Below are 21,897 nucleotides of genomic sequence, written 5' to 3' on the forward strand. Positions count from 1 at the left end.
AAAGCTCCCTTAATGCGAGGCGGCCGTCTGGATCGCAGCCTCAGCCGCGGCCAGAGCCGTGTCATAATTCGAAATCAGCGCGGCGGTCGAGTTGCCGATGACATCGGTCACCAGCGACGGATACACCCCAAGCAGGATGGTCATCACGATGAGCGGCGCAAAAATCAGCCGCTCGCGTGAGCTCATGTCGGTCATCGCCTTGAGGCTTTCCTTGATCAGATCGCCAAAGACCACCCGGCGATAAAGCCACAGAGCATAACCAGCCGAGAAGATCACACCGGTCGCCGCCACGGCAGTCACCCAGGTATTGACCTGGAACGTGCCCATCAGCGTCAGGAATTCACCGATGAACCCGCTGGTGCCTGGCAGGCCCACGTTCGCCATGGTGAACAGCATGAAGACCAGCGCGTAGGCAGGCATCCGGATCACCAGACCTCCATACGCCTCGATATCGCGTGTGTGCATCCGGTCATAAATCACGCCTACGCACAGGAAGAGCGCCGCCGAGATGAACCCGTGGCTGAGCATCTGGAAGATCGCACCATCAATGCCCTGCTGGTTCGCCGCGAAGATACCCATGGTCACAAAGCCCATATGCGCAACGGAGGAATAGGCGATGAGTTTCTTCATGTCTTCCTGCACCAGCGCCACGAGCGACGTATAGACGACCGCAATGGCCGACATCCACAGCACCACATCCGTCATCACGGCAGACCCGACAGGGAACATCGGCAGGCTGAACCGTAGAAAGCCATAGCCGCCCATCTTCAACAGGATCGCCGCCAGCACGACCGACCCCGCCGTGGGGGCTTGGACGTGCGCGTCCGGCAGCCATGTGTGCACCGGCCACATCGGCATCTTCACCGCGAAGGACGCGAAGAAGGCCAGGAACATCAGCGTCTGCAATCCGCCAACGACATGGATACCCAGCACGTTGAACGCCTCGGACGAGAACTGATGGGTCATCAGCGCCTCGATATCGGTCGTGCCCGCATCTGCGTACATCGCCACCATCGCCACCAGCATCAGCACCGAGCCGAGGAAGGTGTAGAGGAAGAACTTGAAGCTGGCATAGATGCGGTCCTTGCCGCCCCAGATGCCAATGATCAGGAACATCGGGATCAGGCCGGCCTCGAAGAACAGGTAGAACAGCACCAGATCCAGCGCCATGAACACGCCGAGCATCATCGTTTCCAGCAGCAAGAACGCGACCATGTATTCCTTGACCCGCTCGGTCACATTCCAGCTGGCCAGAATGGTCAGCGGCATGATGAAGGTGGTCAGCAAAACGAACAGAACACTGATCCCGTCCACGCCCATCTTGTACTTCAGGCCCAGCAGCCATTCCCCTTCTTCCACCATCTGAAAGCCGGTGTTCGACGGGTCAAAGCCGGTGTAGATGCCGATCGAGACAAGGAAAGTCACCGTGGTCGCCAGCAACGCAATCCACTTGGCGTTTCGTTGTGCCGCCGCGTCGTCACCATGCAGGAACAGGGCCAGGATGCCTGCTGCGATGGCCGGGATGAACGTGACGATGGAAAGGATATTGTCCATTACTGCACGCCTCCGCCGATCGACATCCAGGTGACAAGGGCGGCGATGCCCAGAACCATCCAGAAGGCGTAGGTAAAGATATACCCGGTCTGTGCCTTACCGGCGAGGCGCGTGAAGAAGGGAACAACGCCCATCGCCACACCGTTCAGGAAACCGTCGATTGTGTTGCCGTCACCGCGTTTCCACAGGAAGCGCCCAATCGCCAGCGTGGGTTTGACAAAGGCCACATCATAGAGCTCGTCAAAGTACCACTTGTTCTTGAGGAACAGGTACAGCGGGCGCTGGTTCTCGGCCAGACGCGCCGGTAGCGACGTGTTCACGATGTAGAACCAGTAGGCCACGACAAAGCCCAGCACCATTGCGACAAAGGGAGAGAACTTGACCCATTTCGGAACCGCATGGGCATCATCCAGAACCGTGTTGTCCGGCGCGATGTACAGTGCACCCTGCCCCGGCGCGCCAACAAAGACATAGTGGTGATCATCCCCATGCTTGCCCTCGTCTGCGTGGGCGGCGTCATCCCCGTGGCTTTCGTCCGCGTGTGCGGCATCATCACCGTGTCCGGCATCCGCTGCACCATGATCGCCGGCTTCGGAATGCTCCGACGCCTCCGCGACCGGAATGCCGTAGAACTTGCCAACCTTGTCCGTATGGCCAAAGAAATTGCCGAACCAGATCATACCGGCAAAGACCGCCCCCAGCGACAGAACGCCCAGCGGGATCAGCATGACCATGGGGCTTTCATGCGCATGATCGTGGGTATGCTTGTCCCCGCGCGGCGCACCATAGAATGTCAGGAAGATCAGCCGCCAGCTATAGAACGCAGTGAACACCGCTGCGATCACCAGCATCCAGAAGCCATAGGCCGACCCGGCTGCATACGAGCTTTCAATGATTGCGTCTTTGGACAGGAACCCGGCAAAGCCGATGGGCGTGCCAAAAAACGTGACGATAAAGCTGGGTATCCCGACACCTGTGATGGCCAAAGTGCCGATCATCATCGCCCAGAACGTATAGGGGATTTTCTTACGCAGCCCGCCATATTCCGTCATTTCCTGTTCGTGATGCATCGCATGGATGACCGAACCCGCGCCCAGGAACAGCAGCGCCTTGAAGAAGGCATGTGTCAGCAGGTGGAACATCGCCGCCGAGTACATCCCTACGCCAGCCGCCACGAACATGTAGCCAAGCTGCGAACAGGTCGAATAGGCAATGACGCGCTTGATGTCGGTCTGCACCAGACCAACAGTGGCGGCAAAGAACGCAGTTGATGCGCCCAGCACGGTGATGAACGCCGTGGCGCTTGGCGCGAACTCCATCAAAGGCGACATGCGGCAGACCAGGAACACACCCGCCGTCACCATGGTCGCAGCGTGGATCAGGGCGGAGACCGGTGTCGGGCCTTCCATCGCGTCCGGCAACCAGGTGTGCAGGATCAGCTGTGCCGATTTCCCCATTGCGCCGATGAATAGCAGCACACAGATCACTTCAACCGCGTTCCAGTCGCCCCACAAGAAACTCAGTTGGGTTTCTGCGAGCTTCGGCGCGGATGTGAAGATGTCAGACAGATTGATGCTGTCGGTCAGGAAGAACAGCGCGAAAATCCCCAGCGCAAAGCCGAAATCTCCGACCCGGTTGACGACGAACGCTTTGATCGCCGCCGCATTCGCGGATGGCTTACGATAGTAGAACCCGATCAGCAGATAAGACGCAACGCCCACGCCCTCCCATCCAAAGAACATCTGGACCAGATTGTCTGCCGTCACCAGCATCAGCATGGCGAAGGTGAAAAAGGACAGATAGGCGAAGAATCGCGGCTTATAGCTCTCGCCCTCGCGCCATTGCGGATCGTGATCCATGTAGCCGAAGGAATAGAGGTGCACGAGCGCCGAAACCGTTGTCACAACGATCAGCATGATGGCCGTCAGCCGGTCCAGGCGGATCGCCCAGCTTGTCGACAGCGACCCGCTCTCGATCCAGCGCATGATCTCGATCTGCTGAGTTTGGCCATCGAACGTAAAGAACACGATCCAGCTGAGCAGGCATGACAGGAACAGCAGGCCTGTCGCCGTCCACATCGCCGCCTTTTCGCCGATGAACTTCCAGCCGAACCCGCACAGCAGCGCGCCCACGAGCGGGGCAAAGAGGATGGTGGTTTCCATGGTTCTCTTAGCCCTTCATCATATTGACGTCTTCAACCGCGATCGAGCCACGGTTGCGGAAGAAGCAGACCAGAATGGCCAGACCAATCGCTGCCTCGGCCGCCGCAACGGTCAGCACGAACAGGGTGAACACCTGCCCGACCAGATCGCCGAGGAAGCTAGAGAACGCCACGAGGTTGATATTCACCGCCAGCAGCATCAGTTCGATGCTCATCAGCAGGATGATGACGTTCTTGCGGTTCAGGAAGAGACCGAAGATGCCGATGACGAACAGCGTCGCTGCGACCGTCAGATAGTGTTCTAGTCCAATCATTCTGTCCCTCCCGGCATCTACAACCGGTTGAAGTATCCAAAGGCGGCAACAATGGCCACGGCCACAGCGACCAGGATTGCAATCAGTTCTCCGCTCATCACAACCCCTGCCCCGGTTTTATGTTTTTCGGTTCTATCACATCGGCGGTTTCACGCATCATCTGGCGGACGACGCAATGACCGTGGCGCAGCGTCAGTACGATGACGCCGATCATGGCATCCGGCAGGATGATGACGTTCTTGCGGCTCAGAAAGAGACCGAAGATACCGATGACCAACAGCGTCGCCGCGACTGCAAGATAGTGTTCAATCCCGATCATCGTCTCAAAGTCCCTCGAATTTCTCTTTCCCGTTGCGAAGCTCCGGGAAGGCCGCGGCACAAGCGCAGTTCTCTTTAGTTTCTGTAGTCTCATCGACCCTGAAGGCTTTATTTTCAAAGGTCCTTTTCACAGAAATCCATGTCCGGGCAGATTCGTCATCGACGATTTGGTGCATGGCTTCTTTTGCCTCGTCCCTTCGATCCAGCAGGGTATTGTCGAGCTCCCTATCGAGTCGCGTGACTATGGTTAGTCTCTGTCCAGTCTGGCAGGCGGAGAAGATAAGTTTCTCAGATTTTGTACATTTGTTATCCCAGCAGAAAACTCCGCTGTAGTTAAATGCAACCACGCCTTCGCCAACAACTTGATGATTGGTTTCGACAGAATGATAATCCCATGACCCGATGCCGTTGCATTGCGACAAGGGATACGCGCTTGCCGAAAAGGGCATGCTTGCCAGTGCTAGGCCCGTTATGACCGCTCTAAAGCTCACAACCCCTGCCCCGGTTTCACGTCCTTCAGCTCCATCGCCTTGGCCGGGTCGCGCATCATCTGGCCGACGATGTCCTGACGCTTGATGTCCTGACGGTGGCGCAGGGTCAGTACGATGGCGCCAATCATGGCCACCAGCAGGATCAGGCCCGCCAGTTGGAACAGAAGGAAGTATTGATCATAGAGGATGACACCGAGTGCTTCGGTGTTGTGGCGGTCCGCCGGGATCGGCTGCGCCAGATTGGCCGCCGCGCCCTGCGCGCTGTCCCAGGCTCCAAAGGCCATGACGAACTGCATCAGGATGACCAGGCCGATCAGCAGCGCCAGCGGCATATAGCGCGCCATCTCGGCCTTGAGCTCTGCAAAGTCCACATCCAGCATCATCACAACGAACAGGAACAGCACCGCGACTGCGCCCACGTAGACGATGATCAACAACATCGCGACGAACTCTGCCCCCAGCAGCACGAACAGCCCTGCCGAAGACAGGAACGCGAGGATCAGCCACAGCACCGAATGCACCGGCTGACGGCTGATCACCGTGAACAGCCCGCCGGTGATGGCGCTGATGGCAAACAGGTAGAAGGCAAAGACGGTCATTGATCCTCATCCTCATTGTCGCCCAGGACCTCTTGCGCCAGATCCAGCGCGCGGGTCATGGCCGGGATGCCGGCAAAGACCGACATCTGACCGATCGTTTCCACGATCTCTTGTTTCCTGGCCCCGGCCTCCAGCGCATGACGCACCGTCTGGCGCACGGCGGTATCGGCCTGCGCGCCCTGACAGGTCAGCCCCGCCAACGTCAGCAGCAGGCGCGTCTTGGCATCCAGCCCGTCTTTGTTGACGGTGTTGCCGAACATCATCTCCATGACCTCTTTTGGCATGGTCGGCCACAGCGCCTCGAACCCTTTGGGCGAGAAACTCTCCATCGCCGGGTTCATCGCCTTGGCCATGTCCTGCGCCTGCTTCATCATCAGCTCGAACGGATTTGTCGGCGTGTCACTCATCTGTACGGCGCGTCCAGTTCCAGATTGCGGGCAATCTCGGCTTCCCAGCGTTCGCCGTTGTCGAGCAGTTTTTCCTTGTCGTAGAACAGCTCTTCGCGGGTTTCGGTGGCGAATTCGAAATTCGGGCCTTCGACGATGGCATCAACCGGGCAGGCTTCCTGACAGAATCCGCAATAGATGCATTTGGTCATGTCGATGTCATAGCGCGTCGTACGGCGGCTGCCGTCCTCACGCGGTTCGGCGTCGATGGTGATGGCTTGGGCCGGGCAGATCGCCTCGCACAGTTTGCAGGCGATGCAGCGTTCTTCCCCATTCGGATAGCGGCGCAGGGCGTGCTCACCCCGGAATCGCGGCGACAGAGGGCCTTTTTCGTGTGGATAGTTCACGGTGGCCTTGGGGGCGAAGAAATACTTCATACCCAGTTTGAAGCCGACCCAAAAGTCTTGCAGCAAAAAGTATTTGGCGGCGCGGGTGTAGTCGATTTGGGTCATGTCTTACAAATCCTCCTCGCAACGGCCAGCAGTATCTTCGAGAATAAACTGAACTTGCTCGCTCACATCTGCGGCGTTTGCGTCAACTGCCAAAACCCGGCGACCGGCCTCAATCGTTTGCATACACTCGGCATCGGTTTGCGCTGAAAGCAAGGTTTCTACGTTGACATGGTTGGGTAGGTTTCCAGCCTCGACGCTCACGTCTACGAATTCTGCAAGCCGTATTTTGTCATCCGGCGTTATTCGCAGACACTCTACCAAATCCAATAGTGCCAGTGATTTGTCGCGCGCCGCGTCCGGGATAGATTTTCGGCTCTTCAAAGCCCCCATATACGCAGCCATGTCTCCGAGTTGGATCGCGTTTATTACAGATCCGACTACGTATTTGTCAAAAGCTAGATGCTGCTCAGCAGACACGAGCGGGTATTTTTGGCCCAACTCTTTTGAGAAGGATTCCCGAAGACCGTCATTGAACTGGAACACTGTTTTGAACTCAGGCACACAGACTCGATGAGTAACATCAAGCAAACTCTGAACTTCACCAGGTTCAGTTTCGGCAGCATAGGTCGGCGCGTTCAAAAAAGTGAACGCAATGAGCGAGGCAAATATGTGTCGCATTCTCTGCTCCATCAACCCACGCCCCAACGCGCAAACGCGCCCCAGAACCAGTCGAACCTCGCCGCAAAGGCCACGAACACCACCCAACCCAGCGAGAACGGCAGGAACACTTTCCAGCCCAGTCGCATCAGTTGGTCATAGCGGTAGCGGGGCGTGATCGCCTTGACCATCGCGAAGAGGAAGAAGAAGAACGCCATCTTGGCGACCATCCACAGCACGCCATCCGGCAGGCCCGGGATTGGCGACAGCCAGCCCCCGAAGAACAGCAGCGTGGTCAAAGCGCACATCAGGAAGATGGCGATGTATTCACCGGCCATGAACAACAGGAACGGCGTGGCCGAGTATTCGACCTGATATCCGGCGACCAGTTCCGATTCCGCCTCGGGCAGGTCAAACGGCGGGCGGTTGGTTTCCGCCAGTGCCGAGATGAAGAACAGAAACACCATCGGAAGATGCGGCAGCCAGTACCAGTTGAACAGGCCCAGATTGCCGTCCTGCGCTTGCACGATGGCCCCGAAGTTCATCGATCCGGTTGAAATGATCACGCCGATAATGATCAGACCGATGGAGACTTCATAAGAGATCATCTGCGCCGCCGAGCGCAGCGAGCCGAGAAACGGGTACTTTGAGTTCGATGCCCAACCACCCATGATCACACCATAAACTTCCAGTGATGACACGGCGAAGACATAGAGGATCGCGACGTTGATGTCCGACAGGACCCAGCCGTCGTTGAACGGGATCACCGCCCAGGCGATCATGGCCAGAACAAACGAGGTCAGCGGCGCGAGGATAAAGACCGTGCGGTCGGCTCCCGCCGGAATGACCACCTCTTTCACCACGTATTTCAACGCGTCCGCGACCGATTGCAGAAGGCCATAGGCTCCCACTACGTTCGGTCCGCGACGCATCTGGACGGCGGCCCAGATCTTGCGGTCTCCGTAGACGAGGAACAGCAGCGAGATCATTACAAAGGCCACAACGGCAAGCACTTGTGCCAGGATGATGATGGCTATGCCGCCTGGGGTGGTAAAGAAATCAGCCATTGGTCCTCACACCGTGGGTCTTCTGTTGACCGCGAGTGATGCAAAGGCCATGTGCCTGCGCAAACTGCGGCTGGGTCGGCGCGTTGGTGTAAACAGCATATGCCGCCGCGACGCCACCCTTTTTCTTTGGTTTCTGACGCAAATCAGGCGAACCCGTCCGCGATACGAAACAGGTCTGGCTCATTCCGCTGCAATCTTCTCGGATTTGAGGGCCTGCGCCTGTGCCGATAGCTCAGCCATCAGTTGGGAGGCGCGCGCAATCGGGTTGGTCAGATAAAAATCCTTGATCGCATTGCGGAATGTCGCCGCGCCCAAGGAACCGGGTTCAAGCGGTTGCACCTCGTTCTCGATCACCTCATCGATGCGGGCCAGATGTGGCACCGCCTCGATCAACGCGCTGCGCAGTTGCGCCAGCGAATCGAAAGGCAGCGTCGCACCAAACTCCGCAGACAGCGCCCGCAGGATGGCCCAGTTTTCCTTGGCCTCGCCCGGCGCGAACCCGGCGCGCATCGCAAGTTGCGGGCGACCTTCGGTGTTCACGAACAGGCCGTTTTCTTCGGTGTAGGCCGCACCCGGCAGGATCACGTCAGCGCGATGCGCCCCCCGATCACCATGACTGCCCTGATAGATCACAAAGGCGCCTTCGCCGATTTCAACCTCATCCGCGCCCAGGTTATAGATCACGTCGGCCGCGCTGACGGCATCCATGCCACCTTCGTTTGTGGCGTCCACATCCATAGCGCCGACGCGCGAAGCTGCGGTGTGCAGGACCAGCAGTTTTGCACCGGAGGCTTGCGTGATACGCAAGACCTCACTCAGGACAGCCGCGCCATCGGCCTCCTGCAGCGCCCCCATGCCGACAACTACAATGCCCGGTCCTTTGGAGGACATGTTATCTATGGCGCATTGTGCATTATCTGTCAGTGCCTTGCGATCTGTACCGAAATGCGCGTAATCGTAGGTCAGGTCGACCGCCTCGCCGACCAGTCCAACGTCAGCACCTTTCGCCCAAGCCTTGCGCAGTCGCGCGTTGAGCACCGGTGCTTCATCACGCGGATTTGTTCCCACCAGGAGAATCGAGGCCGCGTCATCGATATCTTCGATGGCAGCCGTTCCGGCATACGCCCCCCGGTTGCCTGCAGGCAGCTTGGCGCCGTCGGTCCGGCATTCAACAACGCCACCCTGCCCTTCGACCATTTGTTTTAAGGCGAATACCGCCTCAACCGGCGCAAGATCGCCGACGATCCCCACTGGCTTTTCGGCACCTTTCAGGGCCTCTGCCGCCTTGGACAACGCCTCGGGCCATGTCGCCGCGCGCAGCTTGCCGTTTTCGCGGATATACGGCCGGTCCAGCCGCTGACGACGCAGACCGTCCCAGACGAAACGGGTCTTGTCGCTGATCCACTCTTCGTTGACGCCATCATGGTTGCGCGGCAGGAACCGCATCACTTCACGGCCTTTGGTGTCCACGCGGATGCTGGACCCCAACGCATCCATCACGTCAATGGACTCTGTCTTGGTCAGTTCCCAAGGGCGCGCTGTAAACGCATAAGGTTTAGAGGTCAGGGCACCCACCGGACACAGATCAATAATGTTCCCTTGCAGATTGCTGGCAAGGGTCTCGCCCAGGTAGGATGTGATCTCGGCATCCTCACCCCGACCAGTCTGGCCCATCTGGGTAATGCCTGCCACCTCGGTCGTGAAGCGAACGCAACGTGTGCAAGAGATGCAGCGGGTCATGTGGGTTTCGACCAGCGGGCCCAGGTCCAGGTCGTCTACCGCGCGTTTCGCCTCGCGGAAGCGGCTGAAGTCCACGCCATAAGCCATTGCCTGATCTTGTAAATCGCATTCGCCGCCCTGATCGCAAATCGGACAATCCAACGGGTGATTGATGAGCAGGAACTCCATCACCCCTTCGCGGGCCTTCTTGACCATGGGCGAGTTTGTCTTGACCTCGGGCGGCTGACCTTCCGGGCCGGGACGCAGGTCGCGCACCTGCATCGCACAGGAGGCAGCAGGTTTCGGCGGACCACCCACAACCTCAACCAGACACATCCGGCAGTTGCCGGCAATCGACAGGCGCTCGTGATAGCAAAAGCGCGGTATCTCGACACCCGCCTGCTCACAGGCCTGGATCAAGGTCATAGCCCCATCGACTTCGATTTCCTGCCCGTCGATATTGATCTTGCGAAGGTCAGACATGGTCTAGTTCGCCCTCAAATACACGCCTATTGCGCTGTTTCTGTCGATTTCCTTCCGCCCCAAACTGCAGAAGGAATTGGGGTTCTCGTAAGACACACCATTTTGGGCCAGATACCTCTCGCCCTTGGCGCGCATCCGATCCTTTTCGGTGTCCGAGTCCACATAGGCCCGGATTTCCTTGTCCGAGTACCCCAGTTTGTTTGCCTTGGACCGCAGGTCCCACATCACACCAATCGCCTTGAGCCTGCGCCCGCTGATTGACGGGCAATACTCGGAAATCTCGTTTGCGATGGCGATGTAGTAGAGTTCGTTGTCGATCTCTTTGACATCCCTCAAGGGCGGTTTTGCATCGGCACCGGCGGGTATTGCCATCAGGGTGGTCAGGGCCAGAATTTTCACAACAGACATGACTGTTCCTTTCGTCTTGGTGAAACCAAGACGAGCGGCGACCGGCCTGCTATGCAATAACGGCCCTTCGGTCTTGCGCTGATATGCGAAAACGCTGCTCATGGTCGTTGACAGGTTCCCGCAAATGTCAATTTGTCGTCGCTGATACGCAGGTCCTGAGGTTCGGTATCCGGACCCACTTTCCAGACAATGCGCGACGACCCGAAATTCTGAATACAGAACCGGGTTCCCTCGTAGCGACCTGCCTCACGCGCGCCATCAAGCGACGCTGAAACGCCGTTTACCGTCACCGTGAAGTCGGTCGGAGAGACTTTCTTGTCGACAACCTGGGCTTTGGCGCGAAACGACTGCCCGTCGAACAATACCCGGTCCTCGGACGGTCTGATCAGGCCACAGGCGGACATGAGCACACACGCAGAAACAACTGCAATTTTTGACACAAAACACTTTACCACGTTGTCCATCTCCGTTTGGAGGCTGGCACGACCAGCGCGCAGAGGCATACAGTAATCATGGCCTTGGTCCGCATTGCCTTCACTCCGCCGCTACATGGTCGCAACGGTTGTCACGCCACTTGCTTGCCTGTTTCAGTTGATCCCAGCCAAAGGCATGGGCGTCGGGTCCGTTTGCCCGCAGGTGGTTGAGGCGCTCCAGCCCTTCGTCGAGCGATGGCTGGTGCCCGGCAGGCACCCACCACATGACAAAATGCTGATCCCCCAACACTTCGAACCATTCGTGCCGTCGTTCGTAGAACCGTTTGTGGATCGTGCCCCAAACAAACTGTTCAAGGCTTGCCACGTCCTGCCAAACCGTCATGTTGGCCACGAATTGTGGATCATCTCCAATGTTGTTTTCGGTGTTCCCCGTACCCGGTTCGCCTGAGCCTTCCATCATCCAGACGAACCCGGGCATGCGTTTACCCAGCCCGTTGATCCGGTCAAGATTCGCCATGAACTCGGCCACGCGTGGATCATCTGTCGGGGCCAGCAGGCGCCCGATGTTCAGTTCGGCAAGGTGATATCCGTCGGGCTGTCTCAAAACGCCGCCCCCAAAGCCATTACTCCGAGGATGACCATGCAGGCCCACCCAACCACGTAAAAGACGGAACGAGGCCCGCTGTGCGGCTTTCCAATTCCGCGCAGATGGATCACCAGCATGACGATCCGGGACAACAACACGAGAGAAGCCAGGAGGTTGACCCAGAACGGGCTTGCCCCGAGCAGGATCGCAGCCAATGTGACGCTCAGGTAAGCAGGCAACGTTTCCGTGCCATTCAGATAGGCGCGGTTCAGTCGGTAGGCTTTGTCGGAATAGTCCTGTTCGGGTGTCGCGCCCGGCGCCAGCCCCTTGTCCTGTTTCGCAATTGCCGAAAACGGCGACATGAACAGAACGATCAGGGTGAAAATCACCAGCGACGCAAGAGCGTGCGAGTATTCGGCCATGATATCCACCATTTTTCCTCCTTCACCCAACGGGTTCGCATTGAGCGGTCTTCCAAAGGCCAGACGTCTTGGCACCAGCCCAGCCAAAGGCAAAATCGGTGTCGCCATGCTGTTCAAGATGCCTGAAACGCTCGACAGCCTCGACTATTGTCGGACGATGCCCAACCGGCACCCACCATAGAACCAGGCGCAGAGCGTCCGTGGGCGCGTACCATTCCTGCTTACGGTCGTAGAACTGCTTGTGGACGGTGTTCCATACAAACTGTTCCAGACTGGCAACGTCCTCCCAGACCGACAATGTCGACGCGGTGCGTGGATTGCCGCCCAAGGGTCCGGCAGGATCGGCCTGCGCCTCTTCCATTGCCTCATCCGACATGCGCCAAACGAAACCCGGGGACCGTGTGGCCACGGCATAGACCCGATCAAGATTATCCGCGAAGTCCTTGACCCGCGGATCCTCCCAACCGTATCGCAACGTGCCGATATTGAACTCGGCGATATGATGCCCAGATGGCTGCATACTCATTCCGCCGCCATCGCGCCCATGCGACCGGATTTCTGAGCCTTGATGCGGTCCTCGATTTCTTCACGGAAATTGCGGATCAGCCCCTGGATCGGCCAGGCCGCCGCGTCGCCCAGGGCACAAATCGTGTGACCTTCGACCTGCTTGGTGACATCGAACAACATGTCGATCTCTTCCAGTTCCGCCTCGCCGCGCACCAGACGATCCATGACCCGCATCATCCAGCCTGTGCCCTCGCGGCAAGGTGTACACTGACCGCAGCTTTCGTGTTTGTAGAACTTCGACAGCCGCCAGATTGCTTTGATGATGTCGGTGGATTTGTCCATCACGATCACCGCCGCAGTTCCCAGACCCGAGCCCAGTTCATTGCGCAGGTGATCGAAATCCATGATCGCGTCACGCATGTTTTCCCCACGCACGCAAGGCACCGAGGACCCACCGGGGATCACCGCCAGCAGATTGTCCCAGCCACCGCGAATGCCGCCGCAATGGGTTTCGATCAGTTCCTCGAAACTGATCGACATCGCCTCTTCGACGACGCAGGGGTTGTCCACATGACCAGAGATTGCAAACAGCTTGGTGCCCGCGTTGTTCTGGCGACCAAAGCCCGCGAACCAATCCGCGCCGCGGCGCAGGATGGTCGGTACAACCGCGATGGATTCCACGTTATTCACCGTGGTCGGACACCCGTAGAGCCCCGCACCCGCCGGGAACGGAGGCTTCATCCGAGGCATCCCCTTCTTGCCCTCAAGGCTTTCGAGCAGAGCGGTTTCCTCGCCGCAAATATAGGCCCCGGCCCCGTGATGCAGGAACAGGTCGAAATCCCAGCCTGACCCAGCGGCGTTCTTGCCCAGCAACCCGGCGTCATAAGCCTCGTCAATCGCGGCCTGCAGTGCCTCACGCTCACGGATGTATTCGCCGCGCAGGTAGATATAGCAGGTATGCGCATTCATCGCGAAGGACGCGATCAGGCAGCCTTCGATCAGCGTATGTGGATCATGACGCATGATCTCGCGGTCTTTGCAGGTGCCGGGCTCGGATTCATCGGCGTTTACCACCAGATAGGCCGGGCGCCCGTCGCTTTCCTTGGGCATAAACGACCATTTCAGACCGGTCGGAAAACCCGCACCGCCGCGACCCCGCAGCCCTGAATCCTTCATCGTCTGGATGATCCAGTCACGGCCCTTGTCGATCAGGCCAGCAGTGCCGTCCCAATGCCCCCGGGCCTGTGCACCGCGCAATGTGCGCTCATGCATCCCGTAGATGTTGGTAAAGATCCGGTCCTGATCCTTCAGCATCGCGTGTTACCTTCAGCTATCCTGGCGCATGCGCCAGAGTTGAAAAATGTTGACGCCCGCATAGATGAACCCGGCCAGAGCGGCAAAATCAAAAAGCAGCGCAAACCGGCCCGGCAGTCCCAACTGCGGACCGACAAAGGACATGGCAAGCCACAGGATCATCGTCACGGCGATGACGATGCCAATATGACGGCCCTTGCGGGCCAAGGCCTGTTCCTTGTCCTTGTTCATTCTTGGTCGACACCCCCCGGTATCGTTCAGTTCCGTTTGGGCCTATTCGTCATAGGTCCCTTCTTCCTTGGCACGTTTTGCGAACTCGGTGTCCTCGCCTGCTGCCAGCTTGGCCGCCTGCTCGATCCAGCCGTCGCGTTCGATCCGGCCTTTGAATTTCAGCCGGGCATCAACCCACGCTATGTGTACCGGCGTCCACGCCGCAATCTGGTCGAAATGGTAAAACCCCATTGCATTGAGCGTTTGTTCCAGTTTCGGGCCCACGCCTTTCAGCAGCTTGAGGTCATCTGGCGCGCCGTCACGCGCGCCATCCAGCGTTTCGGGCTCGGCTTCCTGGATCTCTGCGGCCTTTGCCTCTGCCGCCTGTTTCACTGCCGGTTTAGCGGGCGCAGGAACCTTTGGTGGTTTCGGCGCAGTTTTGGTCGCCTCGGCCTTGCCATCCTTGCCCAGCCACGGTGTCAGGATCGGCACTTCGGTCCCGTCGATCCGCTTGATCGTGTCGCCCAGGTCAGCCGCCAATTCGACGCTGGCGTTGTATTTGGGTTTCCCGGCCTCATACTCCGTGAGGCTGCTGAGCCCCTTCAATGGTTCCGCCGCATAGCGGCCGTTCTGCGGGCCGGGCAATGGGACCTTGCCGGCAACCAGATCATCAAGGATCTGGCCAAAGCTTTCAGTCGTCAGATCTTCGTAATAGTCCTTGCCGATCTGCGCCATCGGGGCGTTGGTGCACGAGCCGAGGCATTCCACCTCTTCCCAGCTCAGCTTGCCATCGGCAGAGAGTTGATGTGGTTTCGCCGCAATCTTGTCCTTGCAGACCGCAATCAGATCCTCGGCCCCACAAATCATGCAGGAGGTCGTGCCGCAGACCTGAATATGCGCCACCGACCCAACCGGTTGCAGTTGGAACATAAAGTAGAACGAGGCCACCTCAAGCACACGGATATAGGCCATGCCCAGCATATCCGCGACAGATTCAATCGCCGGACGGGACAGCCACCCCTCCTGCTCCTGCGCGCGCCACAGCAGCGGTATGACCGCGCTGGCCTGACGGCCTTCGGGGTATTTCGTAACCTGCGCTTCGGCCCATTGCTGGTTGGCAGCAGTGAAGGCAAAGTTATCAGGTTGTTCGGGGTGGAGACGGCGCAACATTCAGTTATTCCCCAATTTCGTCATTCTTCGTACATAGCAGGTGGCATCAGAACCTTCGTCGCTGACCATCACGACAAACCTAATTGACCCTGCTCGTAATATCTTGCTTGCGTTTATGCCCTGTTTGGAATCGCTGTTTCTCAGTGTGAAAGCCGGAAATCCCATCAGCATAGAAGTCAGAACATAAGACGCTTTTTGGTCGACCAGAACTGCTTGCTGTGACCACAAATCCACGTCTGTAATGCGCCTGCAGACGTCTGGGCTGAATTCAAACCCCTCAACAGTTTCGAACATTAGGCTGTAGTATGAGTCTAGCCCACTTAACGCTCCGGATTGATTAAGGCCGTCCCAATACCATGACCTTATGTTCAGCGCATGATCTTTCTCTTCGATACTTTCGTCGAGAAATTTCTCGTAGATCTTAACTGTCTCTGGTGGGAAATCGCTCTGCAATCGCTGCCACATAACATCCTCAGAACGCTCATATGCGAACGTACTGGATGCCGCGCAAATCGAAGCGCATAACGTCAGGGCAGACAGGCGCTTCACCGGTCAATCTCCCCAAACACAACGTCCATCGTTCCGATGATGGCGGCAACGTCGGCCAGTTGGTGGCCGCCGGCAACATGGTCCATAGCTTGCAGGTGCAGGAAGCCCGGGGCGCGCAGTTTGGCGCGGTAGGGTTTGTTGGTGCCGTCGGCGACCAGATAAACGCCGAATTCGCCCTTGGGGGCTTCAACGGCGGCATAGACCTCGCCTGCTGGAACGTGGAACCCTTCGGTATACAGCTTGAAGTGATGGATCAGGCTTTCCATCGAGGTTTTCATGTCCGACCGGCTGGGTGGCGTGATCTTGCCCCGCGCGAGAATGTCGCCGGGGCAGTCGCGCAGCTTGGCGATGGCCTGACGAATGATCAGCAGCGACTGGCGCATCTCTTCCATCCGCACAAGGTAACGGTCGTAGCAGTCGCCGTTCTTGCCGACAGGGATCTGGAATTCGAATTCGTCATAGCATTCGTAGGGCTGCGCGCGCCGCAGGTCCCATGCGAGGCCCGAGCCACGGACCATCACGCCCGAGAAGCCGTATTTCTGGATGTCATCCTCGGTCACCACACCAATATCGGCGTTGCGCTGTTTGAAGATGCGGTTTTCGGTCAGCAGACCGTCGATATCGTCCAGAATGGCGGGGAATTCGTGACTCCACGCCTCGATATCATCCAGCAGTTCCGGCGGCAGGTCCTGATGCACACCACCGGGGCGGAAATAGGCGGCGTGCAGGCGGGCCCCGCAGGCACGCTCATAGAACACCATCAGCTTTTCACGTTCTTCAAACCCCCACAGCGGCGGGGTCAGCGCGCCGACATCCATCGCCTGTGTGGTCACGTTCAGCAGGTGGTTCAGGATGCGCCCGATCTCGGAATACAGCACCCGGATCAGCGAGCCACGGCGTGGCACTTCGACCCCGGTCAGTTTTTCGATGGCCAGACACCAGGCATGTTCCTGATTCATCGGCGCCACGTAGTCCAGACGGTCGAAATACGGCAGGTTCTGCAGATACGTCCGGCTCTCCATCAGCTTTTCTGTGCCACGGTGCAGCAGGCCGATATGCGGATCACAGCGTTCGACGATCTCGCCGTCCAGCTCCAACACAAGACGTAAAACTCCATGCGCTGCAGGGTGTTGCGGGCCGAAGTTGATGTTGAAGTTGCGGATCTTCTGTTCTCCGCTCAGCGCGTCGGTGCTGCCGTCATCATATCTGGAGCCGTCCATCTAACATGCCTCCTTCGGAGAACCACCACCCAAAAACCATTCTTGGTAGTATTTGGTAGTAAACTCAGATTTTTTAAAAAGGTCAGCTGCCGCGACCAGCACCAGAAGCGCGGTCACAAGCTCGACAATTTCAACCCCAAAAGGCAGCATCAACGCCGTCCCCGTTTCTTCTTCGCATCGGCCCGAACCCGGACCTTTTCAGCTTCCGCCGCTTTGGCGGCCGCTCCGGCCAGCAGGACCCCCAGCGCACCCAAAGCGATCAGTTCCCCCAGCAGCATCAGCATCTCAGCGGCGCTCCAGCTCTTGCAGTTTCAACCCGACCCACCACAACAACGCGATCGTGCCAAACGGGATCAGGCACAGAAGGCACCAGTATTTGTTGATTCCGAAGAACGGCAGAATTTTTACCATCGGGATGATGGTCAGAGCGGAAAGGATCAGCCACCAGATACCACCCATTACTCGGCCTCCTGCTTTTCGTCCCCCGGCAGAATGTAGGTCGCACCTTCCCAAGGGGACATGAAGTCAAACTGCCGGTATTCCTGGACCAGCGAAACCGGTTCGTAGACGACCCGCTTCTGCGCTTCGTCATACCGGACCTCGGTGTAACCCGTGGTCGGGAAGTCTTTGCGCAGCGGATAGCCGCGGAACCCATAGTCGGTGAGGATGCGGCGCAGGTCCGGATGCCCCGAAAACAGGATGCCGAACATGTCGAACACTTCCCGTTCGAACCAATTGGCCGAGGGGTGCACGTCGGTGATCGACGGCACCATGTCTTCTTCGCGGATTGAGACCCGCAGGCGGATGCGCTGGTTCTGGTACATCGACAGGAAATGATACACCACGTCGAACCGCTTGGCGCGTTCCGGATAATCAACACCGGTGATGTCCACCAGGGTCGAGAATTTGCAGCTCGGGTCGTTCTTGAGGAATTCGATGAACTCCACCAAGTTCGACAGGGCGACATCGACGTTCAACTCGTCATGGGTGACGTCCCAGGACAGAACACAATCCGTCCGCTTGATCTCAAGTTGCGCGCCGAGTTCGTTGAGTGCTTCGTTCATCTGCCCTCTCCTCAGCGCACGATGGTGCCGGTGCGGCGGATTTTGCGTTGCAACTGCATCAACCCGTACAACAGAGCCTCTGCCGTCGGCGGGCACCCGGGGACATAGATATCCACTGGCACGATGCGGTCACACCCGCGCACAACCGAGTAGGAATAGTGATAGTACCCGCCTCCATTAGCGCAGGAGCCCATCGATACAACGTAGCGCGGCTCGGGCATCTGGTCGTAGACCTTGCGCAGCGCTGGCGCCATTTTGTTTGTGAGCGTGCCGGCCACAATCATGACGTCCGACTGGCGCGGGGAGGCTCGCGGCGCGATCCCGAACCGTTCCGCATCGTAACGCGGCATCGAGGTGTGCATCATCTCAACGGCGCAGCAGGCCAGACCAAAGGTCATCCAGTGCAGCGAGCCGGTGCGGGCCCAGTTGATGATGTCCTCGGTTGAGGTCAACAGGAAACCCTTGTCCTGCAACTCGGCATTCAGGGCCTGCGTGGCGACCTCTTTGTCAACGTCGGCGGTGTTTGCCCCTGTCATCACTCCCATTCCAGCGCCCCTTTCTTCCACTCATAGGCAAAGCCAATGGTCAGAACGCCGAGGAACACCATCATCGACCAGAAGCCCACATCGCTGATGTCCTTGAAGCCGACGGCCCATGGAAACAGGAAGGCGATTTCCAGATCGAAGATAATGAAAAGGATTGCGACCAGGTAGAATCGAACGTCGAATTTCATCCGCGCATCGTCAAACGCGTTGAACCCGCATTCATAAGCACTGACTTTTTCCGGGTCAGGATTGCGGACGGCCAGGACGACAGCGGCCAGAATCAGTACGCTTCCAAGGCCAACAGCAACGGCCAGAAACACCAGGATCGGGAGGTATTCCCGCAGCAGGTCTTCCACTAGTAGCTCCTTTCCTGCGCGCCTCTTGTCCGAGTGCGCCGTCAATTGGCGAGTTGACTGGACATTCTCTATCCCCGCGGGGTCAGAGGGTCAACGGCAACCAGCCGTTCAAAAAAGGTTCATTTTTGATTTAGCTTGAAGACGGCACAACTCAAACGGTACTGGCACTAACCGAGACCGAGTAGGGTTTGGTCTCATCTGCCCTGTAGTAAACTTCAAAAGACATGCCATAGGCCATCAATGAGAAGACTTGTCCAAGTGGCGTCTTTGCGTGATACAACGGGGTGTAGATATAGGTGTCACCTTCCGATCTCCGGACTGTTCGCCCCGCACTAATGCGGAAATCGCCATCTCTTCCTTTGTTGAATATCGTTAGGGTGCCGTCAGCGGTGTCTCTGCTTACTCTCAATCCTTGTAGGACAAGCCAGTCCGCCGCTTGTTCGATATCATTCGTCAGTTGCAAGATGCGGAAGATGCATATTTTGGCCTCGTTAGAATTGCGGATGCGGGACCAGTCGATATCGGGCACTGCCTGATCAGCCTTTCCGGCGTCCGCGCAAGTCTCGACTGTCGTAAAACGGCGCGTTGCTTTTAGCTCTGCAGAGGACAATGGGCGAAAGAACTCATCCTGAAAGGCGGGATTCGCGCGATCTTCGGTGAAGACCATGTTTTCAACCCGGCCTATCAATGCGGTGCCGAGAAAAAGCAGCCCAAAGACTACAAATGCCGTAGAAATCAGTTTTTCCGACCGCTGACTCGCGAGAAAATCTGGGCCGCCAACATCCGACGAGCGTCTGACCCGCCCGAGCAGAAACCAGAACGTCAGCCCTGCAAGCGCACCAATTGCGGCCGCTATCACGATAGTTTGAACGCCACTTCGCAAGCCCAGCATACCCACGCTGAGGAGCGTCCATAAGACCAAACTCCCCGGCAACGCCCAACTGGTTCCGCGAAACACGCCCCCCACCAGGAAAACCGCGACGCAAAAGCCGATCACCGGAACAAAATACAGAAAGAAAGCCACAAAGATGCTGGATGTCATGGACATTATGGCTTGCCCGGAATCCGGCATCACCCACAAGGCCCCGGCTGCAACGATGTTGAGGCACAAAAGCGTTGTCAAAACAGTGCGGTTGACAACAACAAATGCTCGAAACGCCAGCCTCAAGGGTGCTGTTGGCATGATCCTCTCCTGATGGGCGCATTCAGGATAAGTGGTTACTTTTGTTGCCAATAGTCAGGAATTCTGTACCCATACAGGTTTTCGCTTTTCAAAGAATGCGGCTATCCCTTCACGCGCTTCTTCGGTTTCCCAGCGCGCAACCAACGACTGAATAGTTTGGTTGATAACAGCGTCATCAACCCGCGGCCCAAGCGAGCGAACCAGTTCCTTGGCGGATGCCACGGCCCCAGGCGCGCAGGACAGATAGGGCAGAGTTTCGGTCTCGACCGCGTCCTCCAATCCATCCCGGGACACTGTCTTGGACAACAAACCAAGCTCGACGGCCTCTGCCGCGTCGAACAGTCGCGCAGACATGAAGACACGGCGGGCCCGTGCCTCACCCATGCGCGCAATCACATAGGGACCGATGGTGGCCGGGATCAGGCCCAGCCTTGTCTCGGTCAGCCCCATTTTCAGGCTGTCGACGCCGATTGCAACGTCACAGACCGATGCCAGCCCGACGCCCCCACCAAATGCATTGCCCTGCAGCGCGCCGATCAGGGGTTTGGGCAGCGTGTTCAGGGCCTGCAGCATCTCAGCCAGCTTGCGGGCTTCTTTGAAACGGGTGGCCGGCTCTGCCGCCATCTGGTCCCGCATCCAGCCCAAATCGCCCCCGGCGCAAAAACTCTTGCCACTGCCGGTCAAAACAACGGCGCGTACAGCCGCGTTGTTGCCGAGTTGATCTGCGGCTTGTGTCAATTCTGCAATCATCTGGGCCGACATGGCATTGTGCTTGTCTGCGCGGTCCAGCAAGAGCGTGGCAACGCCGCGCGTGTCAGTCGTCACTTTGATCGTTTCAAACATGCCTGCCTCTTAGCCTTTTCGCATGGCTCGCGCCATTTGCGCCGCTTGGTCCAGAATGTCGGCATCCAAACCGGTTTCATATCCCAGCCGCTCCAGATGTGCGGTCACGACCTCGGTCGCCACATTGCCTGCAGCACCCGGTGCGTAGGGGCAGCCGCCCAGACCTCCGACCGCCGCATCAAACACCCGAACACCCAGCGCCAGCGAGGCGTCGATGTTATCTATGGCGCGGCCATTTGTGTCATGAAAATGCCCCGCCAGCCGGGTGACGGGAACCCGTTCCCGCACTGCCAGCAGCATATGAGCGATCTTGTCCGGAGTGCCCTGCCCGATCGTGTCCCCCAACGAGATCTCATAGCAGCCGTGGGCAAACAATGCGTCGGCCACCTCTGCCACTTTCTCGGGCGGCGTCGGACCATCATAGGGGCAGTCGGTGACGCACGAGACATAGCCGCGCACCGGCAGATCGATATGCCGCGCCGCTTCGAGGATCGGCACAAACCGTTCAATGGATTCGGCGATGGTCGCATTGATATTTGCCTTCGAAAACCCTTCGGAGGCGGATGCAAACACAGCAACCTCATCCGCTTTGGCAGCCAAAGCATCCTCATACCCGCGCATATTTGGGGTCAAAGCCGCATAGCGCACATGATCCGCGCGCTTGATCCCGGCCAGAACCTCGCCGCTGCCTGCCATCTGCGGCACCCATTTTGGCGACACGAAACTGGCCACTTCTATACGGTTAAACCCTGCCTTGCTGAGGCAATCGACCAGCGCCACCTTCTCGGCCACAGGAATCTCGCGCTGTTCGTTCTGCAGCCCGTCGCGCGGCCCAACTTCGAATATCTCTACACGATCCGTCATAGAAACCCTTCCCTGCACTGT

Annotated in this window: 29 protein-coding genes and 1 pseudogene; all 30 read right to left on the reverse strand. The window is 58.0% G+C overall.

Annotated elements, in window-relative coordinates; all coding sequences use genetic code 11:
- Nucleotides 1-9: 9 nt before the first annotated feature.
- Complete coding sequence (locus ACR3E0_RS14070) at nt 10-1,554, reverse strand: NADH-quinone oxidoreductase subunit M (RefSeq protein WP_480479437.1); 1,545 nt, start codon at nt 1,552-1,554, stop codon at nt 10-12.
- Nucleotides 1,554-3,716: an NADH-quinone oxidoreductase subunit L gene (gene nuoL, locus ACR3E0_RS14075; protein WP_480479438.1), complete on the reverse strand. Its 2,163-nt coding sequence runs from the start codon at nt 3,714-3,716 to the stop codon at nt 1,554-1,556. Before nuoL ends, ACR3E0_RS14070 begins: the two co-directional genes overlap by 1 nt.
- Before the next feature lie 7 nt (nt 3,717-3,723).
- The gene (nuoK, locus tag ACR3E0_RS14080) at nt 3,724-4,029 is read right to left on the reverse strand and encodes an NADH-quinone oxidoreductase subunit NuoK (RefSeq protein WP_050602759.1); all 306 of its coding nucleotides are present in this window, start codon (nt 4,027-4,029) and stop codon (nt 3,724-3,726) included.
- Nucleotides 4,030-4,252: 223 nt separating this feature from the next.
- A pseudogene (locus tag ACR3E0_RS14085) lies at nt 4,253-4,348 on the reverse strand (NADH-quinone oxidoreductase subunit NuoK); the annotation flags it as partial.
- 4 nt (nt 4,349-4,352) lie between these two features.
- Nucleotides 4,353-4,796 carry a hypothetical protein gene (locus ACR3E0_RS14090; protein ID WP_480479439.1) on the reverse strand — a complete coding sequence of 148 codons (444 nt, stop codon included), beginning with the start codon at nt 4,794-4,796 and terminating at the stop codon, nt 4,353-4,355.
- Nucleotides 4,797-4,834: 38 nt separating this feature from the next.
- Nucleotides 4,835-5,437, reverse strand: coding sequence for an NADH-quinone oxidoreductase subunit J (locus ACR3E0_RS14095; RefSeq protein ID WP_480479440.1), 603 nt, complete (start codon nt 5,435-5,437; stop codon nt 4,835-4,837).
- A complete protein-coding gene (locus ACR3E0_RS14100) occupies nt 5,434-5,844 on the reverse strand; it encodes a carboxymuconolactone decarboxylase family protein (protein WP_480479441.1) in 411 nt (136 codons plus the stop codon). The genes ACR3E0_RS14095 and ACR3E0_RS14100 overlap by 4 nt, the downstream gene beginning before the upstream one ends.
- Nucleotides 5,841-6,335: an NADH-quinone oxidoreductase subunit NuoI gene (gene nuoI, locus ACR3E0_RS14105; RefSeq protein ID WP_480479442.1), complete on the reverse strand. Its 495-nt coding sequence runs from the start codon at nt 6,333-6,335 to the stop codon at nt 5,841-5,843. Before nuoI ends, ACR3E0_RS14100 begins: the two co-directional genes overlap by 4 nt.
- A gap of 3 nt (nt 6,336-6,338) precedes the next feature.
- Entirely contained in the window at nt 6,339-6,953 is a 615-nt protein-coding gene (locus ACR3E0_RS14110; RefSeq protein ID WP_480479443.1) for a hypothetical protein, read from the reverse strand.
- An 11-nt stretch (nt 6,954-6,964) separates the two neighbouring features.
- Nucleotides 6,965-7,999 (reverse strand): NADH-quinone oxidoreductase subunit NuoH, encoded by a 1,035-nt coding sequence (nuoH, locus tag ACR3E0_RS14115; RefSeq protein ID WP_480479444.1) that lies wholly within the window; start codon nt 7,997-7,999, stop codon nt 6,965-6,967.
- A gap of 180 nt (nt 8,000-8,179) precedes the next feature.
- Entirely contained in the window at nt 8,180-10,201 is a 2,022-nt protein-coding gene (nuoG, locus tag ACR3E0_RS14120; protein WP_480479445.1) for an NADH-quinone oxidoreductase subunit NuoG, read from the reverse strand.
- 3 nt (nt 10,202-10,204) lie between these two features.
- On the reverse strand, nt 10,205-10,609 hold the full coding sequence (locus tag ACR3E0_RS14125; protein ID WP_480479446.1) for a DUF5333 domain-containing protein: 405 nt from the start codon (nt 10,607-10,609) through the stop codon (nt 10,205-10,207).
- 98 nt (nt 10,610-10,707) lie between these two features.
- Nucleotides 10,708-11,013 (reverse strand): hypothetical protein, encoded by a 306-nt coding sequence (locus tag ACR3E0_RS14130; protein WP_480479447.1) that lies wholly within the window; start codon nt 11,011-11,013, stop codon nt 10,708-10,710.
- 130 nt (nt 11,014-11,143) lie between these two features.
- On the reverse strand, nt 11,144-11,647 hold the full coding sequence (locus ACR3E0_RS14135) for a DUF3291 domain-containing protein (protein ID WP_480479448.1): 504 nt from the start codon (nt 11,645-11,647) through the stop codon (nt 11,144-11,146).
- A complete protein-coding gene (locus ACR3E0_RS14140) occupies nt 11,644-12,063 on the reverse strand; it encodes an MAPEG family protein (RefSeq protein WP_480479449.1) in 420 nt (139 codons plus the stop codon). The genes ACR3E0_RS14135 and ACR3E0_RS14140 overlap by 4 nt, the downstream gene beginning before the upstream one ends.
- 10 nt (nt 12,064-12,073) lie before the next feature.
- Nucleotides 12,074-12,577 carry a DUF3291 domain-containing protein gene (locus tag ACR3E0_RS14145; RefSeq protein WP_480479450.1) on the reverse strand — a complete coding sequence of 168 codons (504 nt, stop codon included), beginning with the start codon at nt 12,575-12,577 and terminating at the stop codon, nt 12,074-12,076.
- Nucleotides 12,574-13,872 carry an NADH-quinone oxidoreductase subunit NuoF gene (gene nuoF, locus ACR3E0_RS14150; RefSeq protein WP_480479451.1) on the reverse strand — a complete coding sequence of 433 codons (1,299 nt, stop codon included), beginning with the start codon at nt 13,870-13,872 and terminating at the stop codon, nt 12,574-12,576. The genes ACR3E0_RS14145 and nuoF overlap by 4 nt, the downstream gene beginning before the upstream one ends.
- A 12-nt stretch (nt 13,873-13,884) precedes the next feature.
- A complete protein-coding gene (locus ACR3E0_RS14155) occupies nt 13,885-14,103 on the reverse strand; it encodes a DUF5337 domain-containing protein (RefSeq protein WP_480479452.1) in 219 nt (72 codons plus the stop codon).
- Between the two features lie 42 nt (nt 14,104-14,145).
- A complete protein-coding gene (gene nuoE / locus ACR3E0_RS14160; RefSeq protein WP_480479453.1) occupies nt 14,146-15,252 on the reverse strand; it encodes an NADH-quinone oxidoreductase subunit NuoE in 1,107 nt (368 codons plus the stop codon).
- A complete protein-coding gene (locus ACR3E0_RS14165) occupies nt 15,253-15,801 on the reverse strand; it encodes a hypothetical protein (RefSeq protein ID WP_480479454.1) in 549 nt (182 codons plus the stop codon). It abuts the gene before it with no gap.
- Nucleotides 15,798-17,021: an NADH-quinone oxidoreductase subunit D gene (locus ACR3E0_RS14170; protein WP_480479455.1), complete on the reverse strand. Its 1,224-nt coding sequence runs from the start codon at nt 17,019-17,021 to the stop codon at nt 15,798-15,800. Before ACR3E0_RS14170 ends, ACR3E0_RS14165 begins: the two co-directional genes overlap by 4 nt.
- Nucleotides 17,022-17,171, reverse strand: coding sequence for a hypothetical protein (locus tag ACR3E0_RS14175; protein WP_480479456.1), 150 nt, complete (start codon nt 17,169-17,171; stop codon nt 17,022-17,024).
- Complete coding sequence (locus ACR3E0_RS14180; protein WP_480479457.1) at nt 17,171-17,305, reverse strand: hypothetical protein; 135 nt, start codon at nt 17,303-17,305, stop codon at nt 17,171-17,173. The genes ACR3E0_RS14175 and ACR3E0_RS14180 overlap by 1 nt, the downstream gene beginning before the upstream one ends.
- 1 nt (nt 17,306) lies before the next feature.
- Nucleotides 17,307-17,480, reverse strand: coding sequence for a hypothetical protein (locus tag ACR3E0_RS14185; protein ID WP_170433422.1), 174 nt, complete (start codon nt 17,478-17,480; stop codon nt 17,307-17,309).
- Nucleotides 17,480-18,085 carry an NADH-quinone oxidoreductase subunit C gene (locus ACR3E0_RS14190; RefSeq protein WP_480479458.1) on the reverse strand — a complete coding sequence of 202 codons (606 nt, stop codon included), beginning with the start codon at nt 18,083-18,085 and terminating at the stop codon, nt 17,480-17,482. The genes ACR3E0_RS14185 and ACR3E0_RS14190 overlap by 1 nt, the downstream gene beginning before the upstream one ends.
- Before the next feature lie 11 nt (nt 18,086-18,096).
- Nucleotides 18,097-18,630: a NuoB/complex I 20 kDa subunit family protein gene (locus ACR3E0_RS14195; protein WP_480479459.1), complete on the reverse strand. Its 534-nt coding sequence runs from the start codon at nt 18,628-18,630 to the stop codon at nt 18,097-18,099.
- A complete protein-coding gene (locus ACR3E0_RS14200; protein ID WP_480479460.1) occupies nt 18,621-18,986 on the reverse strand; it encodes an NADH-quinone oxidoreductase subunit A in 366 nt (121 codons plus the stop codon). Before ACR3E0_RS14200 ends, ACR3E0_RS14195 begins: the two co-directional genes overlap by 10 nt.
- Before the next feature lie 151 nt (nt 18,987-19,137).
- Nucleotides 19,138-20,220, reverse strand: a complete 1,083-nt coding sequence (locus ACR3E0_RS14205) for a hypothetical protein (RefSeq protein ID WP_480479461.1) — start codon at nt 20,218-20,220, stop codon at nt 19,138-19,140.
- Nucleotides 20,221-20,223: 3 nt separating this feature from the next.
- Nucleotides 20,224-21,012 (reverse strand): crotonase/enoyl-CoA hydratase family protein, encoded by a 789-nt coding sequence (locus ACR3E0_RS14210; RefSeq protein WP_480479462.1) that lies wholly within the window; start codon nt 21,010-21,012, stop codon nt 20,224-20,226.
- A 9-nt stretch (nt 21,013-21,021) separates the two neighbouring features.
- Nucleotides 21,022-21,876, reverse strand: coding sequence for a hydroxymethylglutaryl-CoA lyase (locus ACR3E0_RS14215; RefSeq protein ID WP_480479463.1), 855 nt, complete (start codon nt 21,874-21,876; stop codon nt 21,022-21,024).
- Between the last annotated feature and the right edge of the window lie 21 nt (nt 21,877-21,897).

It is taken from the genome of Ruegeria sp. AJ12, from assembly GCF_056536245.1.